Origin of the sequence: Bifidobacterium criceti (assembly GCF_002286935.1) — a bacterium.
Lineage (GTDB): Bacteria > Actinomycetota > Actinomycetes > Actinomycetales > Bifidobacteriaceae > Bifidobacterium > Bifidobacterium criceti.
Genome location: NZ_MVOH01000011.1, coordinates 45,924 through 66,756, shown reverse-complemented (window position 1 = coordinate 66,756; position 20,833 = coordinate 45,924). Strand labels below are relative to the sequence as shown.

Below are 20,833 nucleotides of genomic sequence, written 5' to 3'. Positions count from 1 at the left end.
TGAAGGAGCTCGCCACATTGTCGGACGGCACCGTGATACACAACCCGCACGCACTCAAATCGAACCTCGGACGGTTGAAGAGAGCCCAACGGAGTCTGAGCCGCAAACGGAAAGGCTCCAACCGCCGCCGCAAGGCGAGAGCGCAGGTCGCCCGACTATACGCACGGGTGGCGAACCTGCGTTCGGACGCGCTCGACAAGACCACCACCATGCTCGCCCGCACCTACGCGGACATCAGCATCGAGGACTTGAACGTGGCGGGCATGGTGGGAAACCACAGGCTCGCCCAATCGATTCAGGACGCCGCGTTCGCGGAGTTCCGACGCCTACTGACCTACAAGACCGCACGCACCGGCGCGAGGCTTCACGTCATCGACCGCTGGTATCCAAGCTCGAAGACGTGCTCGAACTGCGGGACGGTGAAAGCCAAGCTGCCCCTGTCCGAACGCGTCTACCATTGCGAGGAGTGCAGGCTTGTCATCGACCGTGATGTGAACGCGGCCATCAACATCCAAGTCGCCGGGAGTGCCCCGGAGACGTTAAACGCGCGTGGAGGAAGCGTAAGACAGGCCCACCCCAAAGGCGGGACAATGCGGCATCCGGCGAAACGCGAACCAAGCGGCGGCGAGAGTCGCGTGAGGCTTGGAGCTGGCCTTGGCAACGAGGCCATGCAGATGACTTCGCTCTAGCGACAAGCTAAAACAAAGTCATCTACAACGGTGAAGTTACGCGCGGACTGCCGTCGGGAGCGGTGGCGGGGCCGATCGGGACGGGGATTGTGGACAGCGAGATCGGCAGCTGGATAGAGGCGTTTGGATAGAATGGACGGTTATGAGTGACTTTGTAGATCGAGTGACAGTGCACGTGAAGGGCGGAGACGGCGGCAATGGATCGGCCGGTATTCGCAGGGAGAAATACAAGCCGTTGGCGGGGCCGAACGGCGGCAACGGCGGACGTGGTGGATCGGTCATTTTCGTCGCCGATCCGAACGCGAATTCGCTGCTGGATTATCGGTTCATGCCGCATCGCACAGCCGGGAACGGCACGATGGGGCTCGGCGATACGAAAGATGGTTCGCAGGGAGAGGACCTGCGTCTGCCGGTGCCCGTTGGAACCGTTGTGTTCACCGCGCGCGGAGCGGAAGGGCAGCCGAAACGCCCAGGTGAGGTCCTCGCGGATCTGCGGCACGCGGGCGACGAATTCGTCGCCGCGGCCGGTGGCGCGGGCGGACTCGGCAACGCGGCGCTCGCGAACAAGACACGACGCGCGCCGGGATTCGCACTCCTCGGTGAGCTTGGAGAGGAACGCGACGTCATCCTTGAGCTCAAATCAATCGCCGACGTCGCACTCGTAGGCTTCCCGTCGGCAGGAAAATCGTCGCTCATCGCGGCCATGTCGGCGGCGAAACCGAAAATCGCCGACTATCCGTTCACTACGCTCGTACCGAACCTCGGCGTCGTACAGGCGGGCGACATGCGGTACACGATCGCCGACGTTCCCGGACTCATCCCGGGCGCGTCGCAAGGCAAAGGCCTCGGACTGCAGTTCCTGCGCCACATCGAACGCACCGAAATCATCGCGCACGTCATCGATTGCGCGACGCTCGAACCGAACCGCGACCCGGTAGCCGACTACCGCGCGCTCGAAAAGGAACTCGCGGAATACGCGGACGAACTCGAACTTCCTCTCGGAGCGATTCCGATCCCGGAACGACCGCGCGTCATCATCCTCAACAAAGTGGATATGCCCGAGGCGAAGGAACTCGCGGAATTCGTCAAACCTGAGTTCGAGAAAATGGATCTGCCCGTCTACATCGTATCGACGGCGTCGCACGAAGGACTCAAAGAACTCAACTTCGCGCTCGCGAACCTTGTCACCGAGATGCGCAAGGACATCGCCGCGCGCGAAGCGAGCGCGGAGGAAGCGCGCGTCGTCATCAAACCGTTGGAAGACAAGGGGGCGAAGCGCCGCAATGCGCGCAACGCGGGCGTCCAGGAGTTCACGATCGAACGCGAACAGGACGGCAACGGCAACTATTGGTACACCGTGAGCGGAACGAAACCGGAACGTTGGGTCATGCAGACGAACTTCGACAATGACGAAGCCGTCGGATACCTCGCGGACCGACTCGCGAAACTCGGCGTCGAGGATGCGCTCAGGAAGAACGGAGCTAAGCCCGGGGATGAAGTGCGCATCGGGCGTGGCGCGCGTGCGGTCGCGTTCGATTGGGATCCGACGATCGCGGCGGGTGCGGAAATGCTCGACGGCGCACAACTTGGCTCACGCGGACACGATCTTCGTCTCGAAGAGGAAGACGCGCGCTCGCACAGGCGTACGAACGCGGAACGCCGCCGTCAGTACCACGAGATGATGGACGCACGCGCCGCCGTGCGCGCCGCGATGCAAGCCGAGCGCGAAGCGGGGCATTGGGCGGATCCGTCGATTGATGACGATCGGCACGACGAGACGTCGTTGTTCGGTCGTGGTGAACCGGAGGAGTATGAGGATGCTGCGGATGCGGACGGTGCGTTTGCGGACTTTGGTGCCGAGGGTGCGTTTGCGGACGGCGCGGTGAAAAAAACGCGTCGGTCGTCTGGAAATAGTGACGCATTGCGTAGTGCATTGAATGACGATATCGATGATGCTGAAGGTTCGCGGGGAGACGAAGCGTGACGGAACACGAAGATCAGCCCCGAGCTGAACATCAGCTTGAGGAAGAACGACGGAATGATGGTATCGGCGCGGATGGTGCGGGTGTCGCCGCGGACAGCGTCGACGTGCACGAAGTAGCCGCGGATGCTGCGGATGCGCGCGGCGACGCGGTTGCGGACGTTGCGGAATCGGTGTCGGCCGATGCGGATGTGCATGATGCGGACAGTGCGGATGTGCGCGGAGCGGACGGTGTGCCGGACGTTGCGGACGTCGTGGAATCGGCGGCGGATGTGCGGACGGTGAACGCTGCTCGTGTGCGTGAAGTGACGTCGGTCGTCGGCGCGTGGACGGACGAGGATACGCGGCGCGCGGTCGCGGCGGCGAAGACAATCGTCGTGAAGGTCGGATCGAGTTCGCTCACGCAACCATCCGGGCACCTCGACGTGGACAAACTCGAAGCATTGGCCGGCGCGTTGGCGAATGTACGACTCGCCGGAGCGAACGTTGTACTGGTTTCGTCGGGAGCGATCGCGGCGGGATTCGGACCGCTCGGATTCGCGTCGCGTCCGACCGACGTCGCGACGCAGCAGGCGTGCGCATCGGTCGGTCAAGGTCTGCTCATGGCGCAATACGAAACGGCGTTCGGACGGTACGGCGTGCGCGTCGGACAGCTGCTCATCACCGCCGACGACACGATGCAGCCGCAGCAGTACCGCAACGCGCGGCGAACGATGGCAACGATGCTCGACCTCGGCGTCGTACCAATCGTCAATGAAAACGACGCGCTCGCGAGCAACGAAATCCGTTTTGGTGACAACGATCGCCTGAGCGCGCTCATCGCGAACATGGTGCGCGCGGATGCGCTCGTGCTCCTCACCGACGTCGATGCGCTCTACACGGCGCCACCGAAGGAAGCTGGTTCGCGCAAGATTTCGTTCGTACCGAACGTGACGGCGATGATTGACGAAATCCGCGTCGGCGGAACCGGATCGGGCGTCGGCACGGGCGGCATGGTCACGAAACTCGAAGCGGCGCGGATGGCGGCCGTCTCCGGAATACCGGCGGTCATGACGTGCGCGTCGAACGCGGGTCCGGCCCTGATGGGAGACAACGTCGGCACGGCGTTCGCTCCCGTCAAACAACGCGGCACGGCGAAGCGCCTGTGGATCAAGTTCGCGTCGCATCCGCAGGGCACACTCATCGCGGACGCCGGTGCGGCGGCGGCCGTGCGCGCGGGGCGGGCGAGTCTGCTCGCTGCGGGCGTACTCGAAACGCGCGGTGATTTCGCTGCGGGAGATGCGGTGTGGATCGACGATGAGGATGGCAACCATCTTGCGCGCGGCCTCGTCGCGTACGATTCGGAGGAAGTCCCGGACATGCTTGGGCGCACGACGGCGCAGCTGCGGCGTCTGCTCGGAGACGAATACGCACATCCCCTCGTGCACCGCGACAACCTCGTGCTCGTGTAGTCGCTGTCGTGTGCGGCACTGCCGCAGAGTGCAGCCGTCTGCAGCGTGTGGGTGGACGTAGTCGGCGGCGGTGCCGCGAAGTACAGCCGTTTGCGGTGTCGATATGGCTGTTGTCGGCGGCACTGCCGCGAAGTGCGGCCGTCTGCGGTGTGTGGGTGGACGTAGTCGGCGGCGGTGCCGCGGTGGACAGCCGTTTGCGGTGTCGATATGGCTGTTCTCGGCGGCGGTGCCGCAAAGTGCGGCCGTCTGCGGTGTGTGGGTGGACGTAGTCGGCGGCACTGCCGCGGTGGACAGCCGTTTGCGGTGTCGATATGGCTGTTGTCGGCGGTGGTGCCGCAAAGTACGGCCGTTTACGGTGTGCATGTGGACGTAGTCGGCGGCACTGCCGCAAAGTACGGCCGTCTACTACGTACAAACGGACGTAGTCGGCGGCGGTGCCGCAAAGTACAGCCGTCTACTACGTACAAACGGACGTAGTCGGCGGCGGTGCCTCAGTGGGCGGCTGCGGGTGGTGGTTGGGAACGGAGTCCACATCGTGAATGGGGGAGGAGAAGTGAGGGTGCGATGACAACGTTGGGGGATAGCATGGAAGACATGAGCAACTCCCTTTCTCTCTCCGAACGAATCAACCGTGTCGCGCCGAGCGCTACGCTCGCAGTGGACTCCAAGGCGAAGGCGATGAAGGCGCAGGGCGTCGATGTCATCGGTTTCGGCGCGGGTGAACCGAACTTCGCGACGCCGAAGGCAATCGTCGATGTCGCGGCCGAAGCGGTCATCGAACCGAAGAACTACAAGTACACGCAGACGGCCGGTCTTCCGGAGCTGCGCGCGGCGATCGCGGACAAGACGTTGCGCGACAGCGGGTATGAGGTCAAGCCGGAGCAGGTCGTCGTGACGAACGGCGGCAAGCAGGCGGTGTACGAAACGTTCCAGCTGCTGCTCAACGATGACGACGAAGTCATCATCCCGACGCCGTATTGGACGAGCTACCCCGAGGCGGTCAAGCTCGCGGGCGGCAAACCGGTCGAAGTGTTCGCGGGTGCAGACGTCAGCTTCGAGCCGAACATCGCCGACCTCGAAGCGGCGCGCACCGACCGCACGAAGGCGATCATCATCACATCGCCGAACAATCCGACGGGCGCCGTGTGGAGCGAACAGACGATCCGCGCAATCGGACAGTGGGCGATCGAGCACGGTATCTGGGTCGTGAGTGACGAAATCTACGAACATCTCACCTACGACGGCGTGAAAACGACGTACGTCGGAGCGGCTGTGCCCGAAGTACGCGACCAGCTGATCGTGCTCAACGGCGTGGCGAAAACGTATGCAATGCCGGGATGGCGTGTCGGCTGGATGGTCGCGCCTGAGCCCGTGGCGAAAGCGGCGGCGAAACTCCAGGGACACATGACGTCGAACGTCAACAACATCGCGCAGCGTGCGGCGCTCGCGGCGGTCTCCGGTCCGCTCGACGCGGTCGCGGAGATGCGGGCGGCATTCGACACGCGGCGCGGCATCATCGTGTCCGCTCTCAACGATATCGAAGGTGTGCATTGCCCGACGCCGAAGGGCGCGTTCTACGCGTTCGCCGACGTTCGCGGACTGCTCAACCGACCTGTCGGACCGAACGGACTCGAATTCGAGACCTCCTCCGACCTCGCCGCCGCGCTCCTCGACGAAGCGCACGTCGCCGCCGTCCCCGGAGAGGCGTTCGGTGCGCCCGGATACATGCGGTTCTCGTACGCGGTTGCCGACGATCAGATCGTCGAAGGCATGCGCCGCTTCAAGGAATGGGCGGAAGCGAAGCGCGCGTAAGATGACGCGCGCGGGTGCGCTGTGTGCGCTGTAGGCGGCGGTTGTGCGGAATGCGCGGCCGCCGCTTTTGGTGGGGGATGTGGTGTGTGTTGGGGTGCGGTGGTTGGTTGGGATATGCATCCGCAGCGCGGTACGCTGACGGGTGACTGAGTGTACCGGAGTGCGGATGGGTTGGCGTAGTGTGGGTGGTTTGGTAGGCGGGGTCTGCGGAATGGGACGGAAATGGGGGTGTCGGTGGGTGGTTTGGTTGGTGTGGTCTGCTAGTCGGGACGGAAAGGGTGGGATGGTAGTGCGCGTCTGCGGAATGGGACGGAAATGGGGGCGTTGGTGGGTGGTTTGGTTGGCGGGGTCTGCGGAATGGGACGGAGTGGGTGGTTTGGTTGGCGGCGTCTGCGGAGTGGGACGGAAATCGGGGTGTTTGTGAGTGGTTTGGTAGGCGGGGTCTGCGGAATGGGACGGAGGGGGTGGTATGTGCAGCGGTCTGCGGAATGTGCCGCACACCACACACTGCCCACCGCACACCACACGCGCCACACGCACACACGCACACTACCCACCGTCCACGCCACGCGCACACGCGCGCCACGTGTGGGCGGATTGTGAAGGAAACACACGGGATTGGACATCGTCGGACCGATACGTTACTATTTCAACTTGGCGGTTTTGCGAAGCCGGAAACGGCAGCGCAGGATCTACCTAGGGAAGTGGCGCAATTGGTAGCGCAACGGTCTCCAAAACCGTAGGTTGTGGGTTCGAGTCCCGCCTTCCCTGCAAAGAACAACGAGTAAGTTCATCGTATGCCTTTTATTTAGGAGGGAACATGGCCAAGACGACGGATCATGGCGAAGTCGTAGTGAAGCCGAATGTGTTCATGCGCATCGGCCTGTTCATCAAGCAGATCATCGATGAACTGCGCAAGGTCGTGACGCCGACGCGCAAGCAGCTGTTCTACTGGTCGCTCGCGTCGTTCATCTTCGTCGTGCTGCTCATGGTCCTCGTCACGCTCATGGACACCGGACTTGGCAAGCTCGCGTTCCTCATCTTCGGCTGATTCGGCCAGAGCGGAAAACGCACGCAAACGTTGACAGTATAGCTGGGGGGGAACCCCAGCTATACTCATTTTCTGGTACATTCAATCGTAGAAATCAACCCCCAGCACAAAAGGTGAACATGCATGAGTGACGAAGTGAATCTCGATGACCTCAACCTGACTGATCAGGGTCAGGATCAGTCGCAGACGGAAGAGATCAACGCCGTCGCCGCCGCGTCGCCGAGCGAGGACATTGCGGAAGGGATCGCGTACGACTCCGTCGATGCGGCGGACGATGCGTCGGCCGGAGACGAAAACGAAGCTGCAACCGTGAGCATCGAAGAGGGCATCGACGAGGAAGCGGACGCCCACTCGGACGCAAAGTCGAACGGTACGGCGGACGCGGACGCCAACAATGACGGAGCGGAAGCGCAGGCGGAAGAAGAGGAAGAAGACGCCGGAACGAAGGCGGTCAAGGAATTCTCGAAGAGCCTGCGTACGCTCGACGGAAAGTGGTACGTGCTGCACACGTATTCGGGATACGAGAAGCGCGTCAAGAGCAACATCGAATCGCGCGTCGCGAGCTTCGGACTTGAGGATACGATTTTCCAGGTCGAAGTGCCGATGGAGGAAGTCGAGAAGCATACGGAGAAGGGCAAGAAAGTCGTCACGCGCGTGCGCGTGCCGGGATATGTGCTCATCCGCATGTGGCCGGACGAGGACGCGCGCCGCATTGTGCGCGAAACCGAAGGCGTGACCGGTTTCGTCGGACCGACGCGTGAGCCGGCGCCGCTGAGCCGCAAGGAAGTCGTGCAGATGATGGCGCCGATGATCGCATCGCAGGCGCTCAAGGACGCGGGTGACAAGCCGGCGGCCGCGAAGAAGCGCGTCCTCGAAGTCTCGTACGCCGTGGGCGATCAGGTCACCGTGACCGACGGACCGTTCGCGACAATGTCCGCAGTCGTTTCCGAAGTGGAACCGTCGACGCAGAAGCTCACCGTGCTCGTGTCGATCTTCGGACGCGACACACCGGTCGAACTCGGTTTCGACCAGGTCGAAAAGCTCGCGTGACGCGAATCGACGAATCAACTGTCTGCGAAACGCGCGCGGATGTCTGCACGACTTCCGCGCGCGTTTCGCGTATGTAGGAACGTATGACGTGCGCGTTTCGCGTATGTCGAATGTTGTGTGTCGATTGTCGCTTCGACCACTGCTACGTCGACCATGTTGTCGACCTTGGTGTCGACCTAGAAAAGTCGGGAATACGTGGCATAATGGAAAAGTTGTGACTGGAGGGTGTGCATTGGCGCTCCCGCTGCCACAGCACAGCAAGACAACGTTGCGGAAGGCGTGGAAACACGCCGTTTTCACCGCTTCACAGAAAGAAGAACCAACTTATGGCTCCCAAGAAGAAAGTCTCGGCGCTTATCAAGCTCCAGATTGAGGCTGGCAAGGCCAATCCGGCCCCGCCGCTCGGCCCGGCGCTGGGTTCGCACGGCGTGAACATCATGGACTTCTGCAAGGCGTACAACGCGCAGACGCAGGACAAGATGGGCCAGATCATCCCTGTCGAGATCACCGTTTATGAGGATCGTTCGTTCGACTTCATCCTCAAGACCCCGCCGGCGGCCGCGCTGCTCAAGAAGGCTGCGGGCATCCAGAAGGGCACCGACAACCCGCTCACGACGAAGGTCGGTTCGGTCACGAAGGATCAGGTCCGCGAAATCGCCGAAACGAAGATGGCTGACCTTTCCGCTCGTGACATCGACGCCGCAATGAAGATCATCGAGGGCACCGCGCGCTCGATGGGCATCACGGTGACGGACTGAGCTGAGAGGATAGGGATTCATCATGGCTAAGCACTCCAAGAAGTATCGCGAAGCGGCCGAGCGCATCGATCGCAACAACCTGTACACGCCGGAAGAGGCGATTGCGCTGCTCAAGAGCATGCCGTCGTACAACTTCGACCAGACCGTCGAAGCTGTCCTCCGCCTCAACGTGGACCCGCGCAAGGCCGACCAGCTCGTCCGCGGCTCCGTCAACCTGCCGAACGGCACCGGCAAGACCGCGAAGGTGCTCGTGTTCGCCCGTGGTCCGAAGGCCACCGAGGCCCTCGAAGCCGGCGCCGACATCGTTGGTGACGACGATCTCGTCGAGCAGGTCGCCAACGGCTTCCTCGATTTCGACTCCGTCGTCGCGACCCCGGACATGATGGGCAAGGTCGGCCGCCTCGGCCGCGTGCTCGGTCCGCGTGGTCTCATGCCGAACCCGAAGACCGGCACCGTGACGATGGACGTCACGAAGGCCGTCAAGGACATCAAGGGCGGCAAGGTCGACTTCCGCGTCGACAAGAACGGCAACCTGAGCTTCCTCATCGGCAAGCTTTCGTTCACCGCTGAAGCCCTCGATGAGAACTTCCGCGCGATCGCCGACGAAGTCAAGCGTCTCAAGCCGTCCACGGTCAAGGGCCGCTACATCACGAAGGCGACGATCACCGCGACGATGGAACCGGGTATCCCGGTCGATCCGGCTTCGATCTGATGTTGATCTGATCTGGTCGGCGTCGCTGAACGGCGCAAAGTCCCCGCTGAGTATTCCTCAGCGGGGATTTTTTGTGTGCGGGTATGTGGAGCGGGTGTGCGGGTGGGTTGGTAGGTCGGGTCTGCGGATCGGGACGGAAACTGGCGTGTTTGTGGGTGGTTCGGTCAGTGGGGTGTGCGGAATCGGACGGAACGGGTGGGTTGGTTGGTCGGATCTGCTGTTCGGGGCGGAAGCTGGCGTGTTTGTGGGTGGTTTGGTCGGTGGGGTGTGCGGGATCGGACGGAACGGGTGGGTTGGTTGGTCGGATCTGCTGTTCGGGGCGGAAGCTGGCGTGTTTGCGGGTGGTTTGGTGGGGCGGGTCTGCAGATCGGGACAGAGGATACTCAGCGCGGTGGTATGGAAAGTGCCGTTGTGCGTGAGTAGTATGCAGCACGGTACGCTGACGGTCGTCTGAGCGTACCGTTGTGCGGAATTGGTATGCGCAGCGGTACAGTGGCGATCGTGTGCAGAGTGCGCGATCGCGGATGGGTTGCGCACTGGAGCGCGTAGAATCGGGGATATGTTGGGTGACGAACACGCGGATATTTTGGAACTGCTCGCAGGGCGCACGGACGATGGCACGATCAGGGCGCTCGCGTTCGAATGCCTCGTGAGCGGTCTGCATGACGAACGTGTCACGTCACTGCTCAACGTCGTCGGTTGGCGTGGCGCGTTCGAATGCTTCGCCGTCGGCGGAGAACCCGCGCAGAACATGGCGGATACGGTGTCCCGTATCGAAACCGCTATCGCCGATTTGGGCGGAGCATCTCCGATCATCGGCGTGTACGGCACATTCGTCATTGTGTGCGCACGTGTGCAGGCGGCCGTGTCCGCTGGCGTTGCGTGCACGAATATGCTGTCGGCGTTCAGCGAGGACGCGGCGGTGTATGTGAGTCCGATTCGTGAAGGCATCGAAGGCGCGAGTCACGTCGTGCGCGAAACGCTTTTTTCGCTCCAAGCGGCACCTTCCCTCGTCGAACAGACCCGTCCGCTGCGAGCGGACGACCTGCTGCCCGAACGTGCACTCATCGGCGACGACATGGCGCGCGAGGAACTCTACCGTAACGTGTACCAGGTGTTGCACGGCGCGAACGACGACGATCCGACGTTCGTGACCGTGTCCACATTCCTACGGCACGGCGGTTCGCTTGAAACGACCGCGAAGGAACTCAACATCCATCCGAATACGGTGCGCTACCGGCTGAAGCGTGCGGCGGAGACGACCGGATGGGACGCGACCGATCCGCGCGATGCGTTCGTATTGAACACGGCGATCGCTTTGGGACGCATACGCGACCGCTGACGCGCGACTCAACGCGCGCGTGTTGTCAACTACGGGGCGTGTCGTGCGCGGTGATGGGCTCCATAGTGCGCTCCGGAACGTCGACGCGGCGGCACGTGTCGCGATGGAACATCAGGCACAGGAAACCGAACACGAACGCGATCGGCAGCATATGGCGTTCGAAATTGTTCGCCGGTGCCGTAATCATGACGCCCATGAGCAGCAACAGCGGCATGTGCCATGACAACGCTCGCCAACGTTTGAGCGCGAGTTCCGCGGCGCCGATGAGCAATGTGAACGTGACATAGAAATTGCCGTGGGTGAACCAACCGAGCACCGGAATGCTGCTCCAGCCGCGCGCGAAATCGGCGACATGCGAACGCCAACCGTGGTTGTAGTACTTGATCCACGTGTTCGTCTGCTGGACGTAGTCGTTGTCGAGGTAGTAACTCATCGGCACGTATGCGGGATCGAATATGTCGAAGTAGCCGTAGCTCTTCGCGAACAGACCGTTGAATGCCGAAAGGGGATCGGCGCGAACGATTTCGAGCCACGCTTTGTTGAGGTTGTCCATATCCTCGGGCGTCACGGAACGCCAACGATAGCTGACTTTTTTCGACTGGATGCCGGAGGATTTGACGGGGTCGGCGTCCTGGGGGCGGTAGGCTTGCGCCATTTGGTCGAGATTGAAGATCGGGGCGAGTTTCGTGCGCGCGTCGGCGGGGATCGCGTCCGGATTGTCGCGTGCGACACGCGCGATCATTTGGATTTGGATGCCGCGCGATTCGATTGCGTCACCGCTGATGATTGCGCCGGAAGCGATGAGTGCGGAAATCGAACCGTGGATCAGCAAAGTCGGCAGGAACAATGTGCACAGATAGAGTTTCCAACGGCGACGGTCGGCGAGTATCGAGAATACGAGCTGCGCGGCGAGGATGTACCACGCGTATTTCGCGCTGATCAGCATGATGCATACGGAGACGACGAGTGCCGCGATCGTGACGCGTCGTGTGCGGGGTGTGTTGGTGGTGTGGATTGTGTGGATAACGTTCGATGTGGATACGTCATTGTGGATTGCCGCGGATGTGGACAACCGTGTGGGGAACGCGAACGTCGTATCCACAGGGGTGGCTTGTGCGGATGCGTGTGTATTCGATGTGCGCGAACGTGACTTGAGACGTGGGGAGTGCGTCATGTACAGCTCATACATCAGACCGAACCACCACGTGAACGTGAACGCGAACAGCGGTGATTTCGTCAGTGAAATCGTCGAGAACAGCACAAGCGGACAGCAGATGAACACGATCATGACGAGCAGTCGCGCGCATGGCCCGGCGGGGGTGCCCGGATACGGGGCGACCGAGGTCACGGTCGGGGAACCGTCCGTACTGTTCGCGCGGCGCGTGAGCCACGGCATATTGAAGAAACGGTTCGCGGCGGACGCACAGCAGAAACCGGCGAACAGCCATTGGAGGGCTGCGAGGACGACAAGGCCGGCGTCGTTCGAACCGGTCAGATACCGCGAAATCGCGAGCGCACCGCCGTAGAAGACGGTCAGCACGATGTTGTGTTGGTCGGTCAGGTACGTCGGCGACGACGGCCACATGTAGTGGGCGGTCGGATAGATGTCCATCGGAACGAACGAGAAGAATCCGATGTATGGTTGCTCGACGCCCGTCCATTGGTTCCACGCCCACGCGAATTCACGTGCCTGTGAGTAGATGTCGGCGCCGAACGCGGCGAGGAGTGTCGTCGGAATCCACAACCAGCAGACAATGAGGACGAGCCATATGCGTTTCCAGTTGGATGTCGTCGTCATGATGACGTGGGATGCGGCGGTTGTGAAACGATGTGCCGCGTTGTGGAATCTGTGGATAACCGACGATGTGGATGCACGGTTGTGGGAAACGCTGTGGATTGTGGGATCGGTGGGGGGATTCGTGGAATCTGTGGTGGAAGTGGTGTGGATGTCGGTATGGTTGTCCACAGTCGATGTGGAATCCACAATGGGTGTGGAAGAAACGATTGAATCGGTTGTATTGGTGGTGGATGATGGGTGGGGTGTTGGGGGGATGGGTGCGGTCGTGAAAGTGGGGGAGGTGGGAATCGGGTGGATTGGATGGATGTGTGTGAGATTGTGCGGGCGGAACATGCCCTCGCGACGGTGGGCGGTGTATACAAGCAGCAGCACGAAACCGAACGTGCACGTGAACATGATGACGAACAGCAGGGCGTTCGTCCAACCGAACGCGGCGAGTCCGGCGTCGGAACGCATGATCGGGCCGATTGCGGCGCACCACGAAATCCACACGCACGCGAGCGTCACGATAAGCCAACGGAAGAACGTACCGCAGCGGTGGGCGAACGTCGGGCGCGATGTGTGGAAGTCGGTGGTTGTTCGGGTTGCGGTTGCGGAAGTGTCGGCGGTTGTGTCCGCGAGGGCAGAGGTGGGAGCGGCTGCTGTATTCGCGGATGCGGATGTGGCTGTGCCCTTGGTCGCGGATGTGGTTGCGGCGGCGGATGCGCCAGATGCAGCGCGCACGTCGGACGCGTCGGCCTTGGAAATCGGCGTCGTTGCTGAGGTGCGGGAATCACTGGAATGCTCACGTGCCATAGTGGCGATTGTACAATCGGCGGCCGAATGGCGGTGTGATATGTAGGCGCGGTCTGCTGTTCGGGACGGAAACGGACGGGTTTGTGGGTGGGATGGGCGGTTCGGTCTGCGGAAGGGGACGGAACGGGTGGGTTGGTCGGCCAGGCATGCGGATTGGGACGGAAACGGGCGGGTTTGCGGGTGGATGTGCAGGTGGCGTCTGCGGAACGGGACGGAATGGGGACTGAACGGGGACTGAACGGGGCGGAATGGGCGGGTTGGTCGGTCAGGCATGCGGATTGGGACGGAAACGGGCGGGTTTGTGAGTGGAGTGGTTGGACCGGTCTGCAGAGTGGGCCGAAACGGGCGGGTTTGTGAGTGGAGTGGTTGGACCGGTCTGCAGAGTGGGCCGAAACGGGCGGGTTGGTCGGCCAGGCATGCGGATTGGGACGGAAACGGACGGGTTTGCGGGTGGAAGTGCAGATGCGCGCGGCAAATCGGGACGGAACGGGCGGCGCTCGCGGGGCACATGCGGCGCTCGCGAGTCACGGCCCGCCGATATGCGGGGCACCAGCGGCGGAAGTGTTCGCTCGCAGCCGCATCGGTGTAATTCGACACACGGGTGCATGATGGAGGAGGAAGCGTCGCGTCGGGCGGTCAACAACGGTGAGGAGGGTCTGATGGCGGACAACAACGGGAACAGTAGCGGAAATGTGGACACGGCGGATACGCAGAACGCGAACGTCGCACAGCCGGACACAACGCCGCAAGCGAACGCGGCACCAATCGATCCGTTCCGTGATGACAACGTCATCAACGGCGACCTTCCGCTCACGCGAGCGGTTGCGAACGTCGTGTCGCTCCAAGAAGTCGGGTCGACGAATACGGTCGCGGAACAGTACATCACGAGCGGACGTTGGAATCGCAACGGTATGACGATTGTCGCCGCGCGCGAACAGACAGCGGGACGCGGCCGCCTCGACCACACGTGGTTCAGCGTGCAGGATAAGTCGTTCACGATGTCGTTCGTGTCAGCTGTCGGGAAAACGGTCGCGCAAAATCCGCAACTCAACGGATGGCTGCAGATCATCGCGGGGCTCGCCGTGCTCGACGGACTGCGTGAAACACTCAGTGAAACAGATATGGAACTCGTGCGCGATCCGTCGAACATCGACGACACGCGCGACGACGTCATGCTCAAATGGCCGAACGACATCGTGTACCACGGGCGCAAACTTGGCGGCATCCTCGCGCAGGTCGTGCACGTGCCCGATCCGGACATCGTCGCGATCGTGTATGGCGTGGGGCTGAACATCGATGTTCCTGTCAGCGAACTGCCGACTGAACAGTCCACGTCGTGGCAGCTCATCACACGCCCTGGGCATACAGGGGAGCGGCCGTCGACGGCGGCGGTCATGGACCTCATCGCGTCGCGCACCGCGCGCCATATGCAGAATCGTCTGTGGGTCTTCGGGGAAAATCCGAAAGAGGCCGCGGACCATCTGTGGCGCCGGCTCATGCAGGAAACGTGGACGATCGGGCATCCGATAGTTGTGCATTACGCGAACGGCGAGACGGAATACGGCATCGCGCGCGGCATCAACAGTGACGCGTCACTGCTGATGACGACCGACGGTGGCGAAGAGAAGATCGTACACACCGCCGACGTGGGTGTGCTGCCGGTGGAGGCGTAGGGGCGTTAGGTGAACTGTTATGTTATGTGTCCTGTTTGGTCGGTGATGCCTGCGGATTGGGGCGGAGGGGCGTTTGCGTCCGGATTGGCCGATGGTGCCTGCAGAGTGGGACGCGAAATGGGTTGATTGCGTCCGTTTTTGGCATGGGTGGTCTGCAAGGTGGGACGCTGTGTCCGGAATCGCAGTTGGCGTCTGCGGAGTGGGACGGAAAGTAGGGCAGTTGCGTCCGGGCTGGTAGTTGGTGCCTGCAAGGTGGGACGTTGCGTCCCGAACCGCAGCTGAGGCCTATGGGTAGGGACGGAAAGTTGGGCAGTTGCGTCCGGGCTGGTAGTTGGCGTCTGCGGATGGGGACGCTACATCTGGTTATACAGATGGCGCCTATGGATTGGGACGCGTAGACGAGTGGTTGTGTCCGGAATCGCAGCTGAGGCCTGCGGATTGGGATGGGGAATGGGGCGTTTGCGTCCGGGGTTGGCAGAGGGGGCATGCTGAGTGGGACGCTGCGTACGGTGGGATACTACGGGATGGTACGTGCGGGGTGGCGTTTGCCTACCACAGTGCGGGAAATGCCGCGGGTCGGTATGTGTGGATGGGTGTCAGCGCACCGGGGTGCGGGGAATGCCGTAGGGCGGTACGCTGAAGAGGCGCCTAGCGTGCCGGGGTGCGGGAGTGGCCGCAGATTGGTACGCATAGGGGGGCTTAGCGTACCAATCTGCGGAACATACCGCGCTACGGTACGCGCGCGTCAGCGCTGTTTTGCCAGCGCGATCGGGGTGGCGAGCGACGCAGCCAGCGCGGCTTTCAGCAGGTCGCCGGGGATGAACGCGGCCGATGCGGTCGCGAGCGCGTCGAGCGGGACCTTCGTCATCGCGGCCTGCACGAGCACGCCGACACAGTCCTGCAGCAGCACGCAGCCAAGCACACACGCGATGAGATGTGCCGCGAACATGAGCGCCGATGTCAGCACACCGCCCGCACGTCCTCCACGCGCGCGATTGTCCGGCTCAACCGATGCATGCAGTTGCGCGCTGTCCGCACGCATGCCGTCTGATTGCACACCGTGCACGCCACGTCCACCACACACACCGCGCACGCCGCGCGTGAGTGTGGCGGCGAGCGTCGCGGTGACGACGCCCGCGGGGAGGAACGCGTAGAGGAACCCGCACGTCGGCCCGACGAGCGCGGCCGTCGACATGCCGCCCGAGAAGACCGGCAGTCCGCACATCCCCATCGTCAGATACAGTGCGACGGCGCTCGTGACGCGCTTCCAGTCGAGCGTCACCGCGGCGATCATCAGCACGAGTGTCTGCAGTGTGATCGGCACTGGTGTGCCGGGAATCGCGATGCGGCCGATCGCAGCCGCCGCCCACAGCGCGCCCGCCGTGAGCGCGACCGGCAGTCCGCCGCCGATGACACGCCGAATCGTGACCTTCTGTGTCCGAATAGTGAGACTGTTGTTGGGGTTCATTGCCGATTTCATCGTGCTGTGTCCTTCCAGATTCAAGGGTCGCCGTATGCGGCCGGTAGACAATGGGTGGGTGTGGGTAGGTGATGGCGGCGTCGCGCGACCGCAGCGCGCCAACTGCTGCGCCGCGGCGCAGACGGCCGCACCTCGCGCTGCCGCCGCCGATTACAGCCGTATCGACGCCGCGGATGGCTGTGTGCTGCGGTGCCGCCGCCGATTACAGCCACCCGCGAGCCGTCCGCCGCCTGCACGCCGCCACGTTCGCCGACCACGTTACGGGACATTGGTTACGGTGCGGTTTGTGGACGTGAACAAAAGTCGGTGCCGATTCTTGTGCAAACGCAAGTGTCGCCGCCGCGCGAAACAGAGGATGCTGAAACGCATGCTTGACGAAGACCCCAATTCACGACCGCCAGCCGTGTCATCCGCGCCATCTGCGGCGGCCGCACCTCCCATATCCGATTCGGCCGATGCAACCGCATCCCCCGCCACCGCCAGCATGAAGCTGCTCGTCGCGAACCGCGGCGAGATCGCGCTGCGCGTCGTGCGCACGGCGCGTGAGATGGGTGTGCCGACGGTCGTCGTCTACGCGGAGCAGGACCGCCACTGCCAGTATGTGCGCATGGCCGACGAGGCGTTCCTGCTGTCCGGGGACACGTATGCGGACACGTATCTCAACGAGGACCTCCTCATTTCGATTTTGCGCCGTTCGGGCGCGAACGCCGTCCATCCGGGCTATGGGTTCCTGTCCGAGGTCGGTTCGTTCGCGCGCAAGGTGCTTGACGAAGGAGCCGTCTGGATCGGCCCATCGCCGCGTGCGCTTGACGCGCTCGGTGACAAGATCAGCGCCCGCCAGGTCGCCGAGAAGGCGAAGGTGCCGCCTGTGCCGGGCATTTCGCACGCGGTCACGGACATGCGCACATTGCTGGACTTCGCGCATACGCACGGCTATCCGCTTATGCTCAAGCGCACCGATGGCGGCGGCGGCCGCGGCATCACGCTTGTGCGCACCGACGACGAGCTGCGCGGCTTCTACCTCAACCACAACGCCGCGCAGGGCGGTGACCTTGACGAGTATTTCGTCGAACGGTTCATCGACAACGGACGCCACGTCGAGACGCAGTGCGGCCGCGACATGCATGGTGCGTTCACCGTGTATTCGACGCGTGACTGCTCGGTCCAACGCCGCAACCAGAAACTCGTCGAGGAGGCGCCCGCGCCGTTCCTGTCCGAGGATGTGCTCGACCAGTTGCGCCGCTATTCGCGCCGCCTGTTCGAAGCGGTCGGATATGTGGGGCTCGGCACGTGCGAGTTCATGGTGACCCCTTCGGGCAAGGCGTATTTCCTCGAAGTCAACCCGCGTCTGCAGGTCGAGCACACGGTGAGCGAGGAGGTGAGCGGTGTCGACCTTGTCCGCGAACAACTGAACATCGCCGCGGGGCGCGCGCTCACGCCCGCGCCGGCGGCGCGCGGCCACAGTTTCGAACTGCGCATCACGAGTGAGGATCCGAAATCGAACCTGACGCCGTCGTCGGGCACGCTCGAAACGGTGCGTTGGCCGAGCGGACCGGGCATCCGTGTCGATTCGGGTGTGCTCGAAGGCGACACGATCTCCCCGAAATTCGATTCGATGATGGGCAAGCTCATCGTGACCGCGCACGACCGTGCGACGGCCGTCGCGCGCGTGCGCCGCGCACTCGACGAAATCGAGATCGAGGGGGTGCCGACACCTGTCGACCTATACAAGACGATCTTCTCCGACGACGAGTTCACCACCGAACACGGCGCCGAGTTCGCCGTGAGCACGAAGTGGCTTGAACGCAAGTACCTCAACCGTGAACCGGATTCGACACGCGCGGGGCAGCCGGCGTCACTCAGCGCGGCCGTCGACGACACGCGCGCGCCGAGTGAGGAGATCGTCATCGAGATGAACAACAGACGCGTCGTGCTCACCGTGCCGAGCGACGTCGTCGCGACACTCACGGGCGGCGCGCGCACACGCGGTGCCGAACGCCCGACGCAGCCGCTGCGCGGGCAGGGCATGCACCATGTCGAACGCAAACCGGCACGTGACGAACGTTCGGGTGTCATCTCGTCGCCGATGCAGGCGATCGTCACAAGAATCAACGTGACGACCGGACAGACGGTGGGCAAAGGCGACCTGCTCGTCGTACTTGAATCGATGAAGATGGAGAACTATGTGTACGCGCCCGTCAACGGCACCGTACGCGACATCGCGGCGTCGCCCGCGACGTCCGTCGACGCGGGGCAGACACTGCTGACGATCGACGTCGAAGGCGCGGTGCGCGACGACGACGCGCACGATGCACATGGCGCGCACGATGCGGAACACAAGGGGGAGCAGGCATGAGCGACATCACCGAATCGCCGACATTGCAGGCGCTCGTCGCCGACGGCACACTCGACGACGCCGTCAAAGCGGCCGCGCACACGGATGCGGGCGACGCGGACGGCGAACGGCAGCCGATTCGCCCCGCCGTGCTCAAAGCGGCGCAGCTCGCGCGCGACGCGGAAGCGCACGCGCGCGACCGGCAGCATGTGAAAGGCAAACTCACGGCGCGCGAACGCCTCGACCTGCTCCTCGACACCGGCACATTCGAGGAAATCGGACGGTTCAGCGGCGGCGACATCAACGCGGGACGCGCGGGCGCGGCCGTCATCACCGGATTCGGAGACGTCTACGGGCGCCGCGTCGCCGTCTACGCACAGGACTTCTCAGTGCGTGGCGGCACGCTCGGCGCGGCCGAAGGACGCAAGATCTGCCAACTGATGGACCAGGCGCTCGCGTTGCGCATCCCGATCATCGCATTGATCGATTCGGGTGGCGCACGCATCCAGGAAGGCGTCGCCGCGCTCACGCAATACGGGCGCATCTTCCGCAGGACGTGCGACGCGAGCGGCTACGTGCCGCAGATCTCACTCATCCTCGGGCCGTGCGCGGGCGGTGCCGTCTACTGCCCGGCGCTCACCGACATCATCATCATGACGCGTGAGAACTCGAACATGTTCGTGACGGGACCGGACGTCATCAAAGCGGCGACCGGCGAATCGATCAGCATGGACGACCTCGGCGGCGGCGTCGTGCACAGTACGACGTCGGGCGTCGCGCACTACCTCGGCGCCGACGAGGCGGACGCGATCGACTACGCGCGCACCGTGCTCGCGTATCTGCCGTCCCATGCGGACGCGCAACCGCCGACGTACGCGTACATGGCGACGCGCGCCGACCACGAGGTCGCGCGGCGCCTCACTTCGATCGTCCCCGACAACGACCGCCAACCCTACGATGTGCTCGACGTCATCCGCTGCATCGTCGACTACGGCGAATTCGTACAGGTCCACGAACTGTTCGCGCAGTCCGCGGTCGTCGGTTTCGCATGCATCGACGGGCATCCGGTCGGCGTCGTCGCGAACCAGCCGAACGTCGACGCGGGCGGCCTCGACGTCGACTCGTCGGAGAAGGTCGCGCGCTTCGTGCGGCTGTGCGACGCGTTCAACCTGCCCGTCGTCACACTCGTCGACACACCCGGGTACAAACCGGGCGCGCAACAGGAGCACGCGGGCATCATCCGCCGCGGCGCGAAGGTCATCTACGCGTATGCGAACGCGCAGGTGCCGCTCGTCACGGTCGTGCTGCGCAAAGCCTACGGCGGCGCGTACATCGTCATGGGGTCGAAATCGATCGGCGCGGACCTCAACTACGCGTGGCCGGCGGCGCAGATCGCCGTGCTCGGCGCGACGGGCGCGGTCAACATCATCCACCGCAAGGACCTGCAACGCGCGAAGGACGCGGGACAGGACGTCGACGCCGTACGCGCGAGATACGCGGCCGAATACGAACGCACGACCGTCAACGCGAACCTGTCGATGGAAACCGGGCAGATCGACGCGATGATCGACCCCGAACAGACACGCGACACGCTCGTCGAGGCGCTCAAGCTCCTCGCAAGCAAACGCCGCACGCGGCGCGTCGCGAAACACCACGGCAACCAACCGCTCTAGACGGACGGCTTGGCTGAGCGCGACCCACCGGCCGCCAACCAATCGCAACCAAATCACCAATCGCAACCAAATCACCACGACGACTCACCAATCACACAACCAAAGGAACACACGAGAAGATGAGCAACGCATTATTCGTGCAACGACTGATGAACGAACCCCACGCGCTGATGTTCGCGGGACAGTCCACACCGTGGACCGCCGCCGTGCGCGCGTTGATGGACGAACCGGCG

13 protein-coding genes, 1 tRNA gene and 1 pseudogene are annotated in these 20,833 nt (G+C 63.1%); 13 read left to right on the top strand and 2 right to left on the bottom strand.

The window, feature by feature from the left end:
• From B1526_RS05305 to B1526_RS05260, 10 genes and pseudogenes are all read left to right on the top strand, one after another.
• A partial coding sequence (locus B1526_RS05305; RefSeq protein ID WP_133088472.1) for an RNA-guided endonuclease InsQ/TnpB family protein occupies nt 1–689 on the top strand: 689 nt, incomplete at its 5' end.
• A 142-nt stretch (nt 690–831) separates the two neighbouring features.
• A pseudogene (gene obgE, locus B1526_RS05300) lies at nt 832–2,508 on the top strand (GTPase ObgE); the annotation flags it as partial.
• Nucleotides 2,509–2,975: 467 nt separating this feature from the next.
• Nucleotides 2,976–4,121, top strand: a complete 1,146-nt coding sequence (gene proB, locus B1526_RS05295; protein ID WP_095615047.1) for a glutamate 5-kinase — start codon at nt 2,976–2,978, stop codon at nt 4,119–4,121.
• 594 nt (nt 4,122–4,715) lie between these two features.
• Nucleotides 4,716–5,933 carry a pyridoxal phosphate-dependent aminotransferase gene (locus B1526_RS05290; RefSeq protein ID WP_095615040.1) on the top strand — a complete coding sequence of 406 codons (1,218 nt, stop codon included), beginning with the start codon at nt 4,716–4,718 and terminating at the stop codon, nt 5,931–5,933.
• A 698-nt stretch (nt 5,934–6,631) separates the two neighbouring features.
• Nucleotides 6,632–6,704, top strand: a tRNA-Trp gene (locus B1526_RS05285).
• Between the two features lie 49 nt (nt 6,705–6,753).
• Complete coding sequence (gene secE, locus B1526_RS05280; RefSeq protein ID WP_095615039.1) at nt 6,754–6,984, top strand: preprotein translocase subunit SecE; 231 nt, start codon at nt 6,754–6,756, stop codon at nt 6,982–6,984.
• A gap of 123 nt (nt 6,985–7,107) precedes the next feature.
• Nucleotides 7,108–8,034, top strand: a complete 927-nt coding sequence (gene nusG / locus B1526_RS05275; protein WP_095615038.1) for a transcription termination/antitermination protein NusG — start codon at nt 7,108–7,110, stop codon at nt 8,032–8,034.
• A gap of 326 nt (nt 8,035–8,360) precedes the next feature.
• Nucleotides 8,361–8,792: a 50S ribosomal protein L11 gene (gene rplK, locus B1526_RS05270; RefSeq protein WP_095615037.1), complete on the top strand. Its 432-nt coding sequence runs from the start codon at nt 8,361–8,363 to the stop codon at nt 8,790–8,792.
• A 22-nt stretch (nt 8,793–8,814) separates the two neighbouring features.
• Nucleotides 8,815–9,504, top strand: a complete 690-nt coding sequence (gene rplA / locus B1526_RS05265; protein WP_095615036.1) for a 50S ribosomal protein L1 — start codon at nt 8,815–8,817, stop codon at nt 9,502–9,504.
• 559 nt (nt 9,505–10,063) lie between these two features.
• The gene (locus B1526_RS05260) at nt 10,064–10,846 is read left to right on the top strand and encodes a PucR family transcriptional regulator (protein ID WP_095615035.1); all 783 of its coding nucleotides are present in this window, start codon (nt 10,064–10,066) and stop codon (nt 10,844–10,846) included.
• A gap of 25 nt (nt 10,847–10,871) precedes the next feature.
• On the opposite strand, the gene B1526_RS09325 is transcribed toward B1526_RS05260, so the two are convergent.
• Nucleotides 10,872–13,439: a DUF6020 family protein gene (locus tag B1526_RS09325; RefSeq protein WP_235607054.1), complete on the bottom strand. Its 2,568-nt coding sequence runs from the start codon at nt 13,437–13,439 to the stop codon at nt 10,872–10,874.
• A gap of 605 nt (nt 13,440–14,044) precedes the next feature.
• Between B1526_RS09325 and B1526_RS05245 the strand changes: the two genes are divergently transcribed.
• Nucleotides 14,045–15,112, top strand: a complete 1,068-nt coding sequence (locus B1526_RS05245; RefSeq protein ID WP_235607053.1) for a biotin--[acetyl-CoA-carboxylase] ligase — start codon at nt 14,045–14,047, stop codon at nt 15,110–15,112.
• A 745-nt stretch (nt 15,113–15,857) separates the two neighbouring features.
• Here B1526_RS05245 and B1526_RS05240 read toward each other — a convergent pair.
• Nucleotides 15,858–16,592: a biotin transporter BioY gene (locus B1526_RS05240; RefSeq protein ID WP_133088468.1), complete on the bottom strand. Its 735-nt coding sequence runs from the start codon at nt 16,590–16,592 to the stop codon at nt 15,858–15,860.
• A 484-nt stretch (nt 16,593–17,076) separates the two neighbouring features.
• Between B1526_RS05240 and B1526_RS05235 the strand changes: the two genes are divergently transcribed.
• Together B1526_RS05235 and B1526_RS05230 are read left to right on the top strand one after the other, a co-directional pair.
• On the top strand, nt 17,077–18,948 hold the full coding sequence (locus tag B1526_RS05235) for an acetyl/propionyl/methylcrotonyl-CoA carboxylase subunit alpha (RefSeq protein ID WP_095615032.1): 1,872 nt from the start codon (nt 17,077–17,079) through the stop codon (nt 18,946–18,948).
• Nucleotides 18,949–18,971: 23 nt separating this feature from the next.
• Complete coding sequence (locus B1526_RS05230) at nt 18,972–20,600, top strand: acyl-CoA carboxylase subunit beta (protein WP_407641001.1); 1,629 nt, start codon at nt 18,972–18,974, stop codon at nt 20,598–20,600.
• The last annotated feature ends 233 nt before the right edge of the window (nt 20,601–20,833 follow it).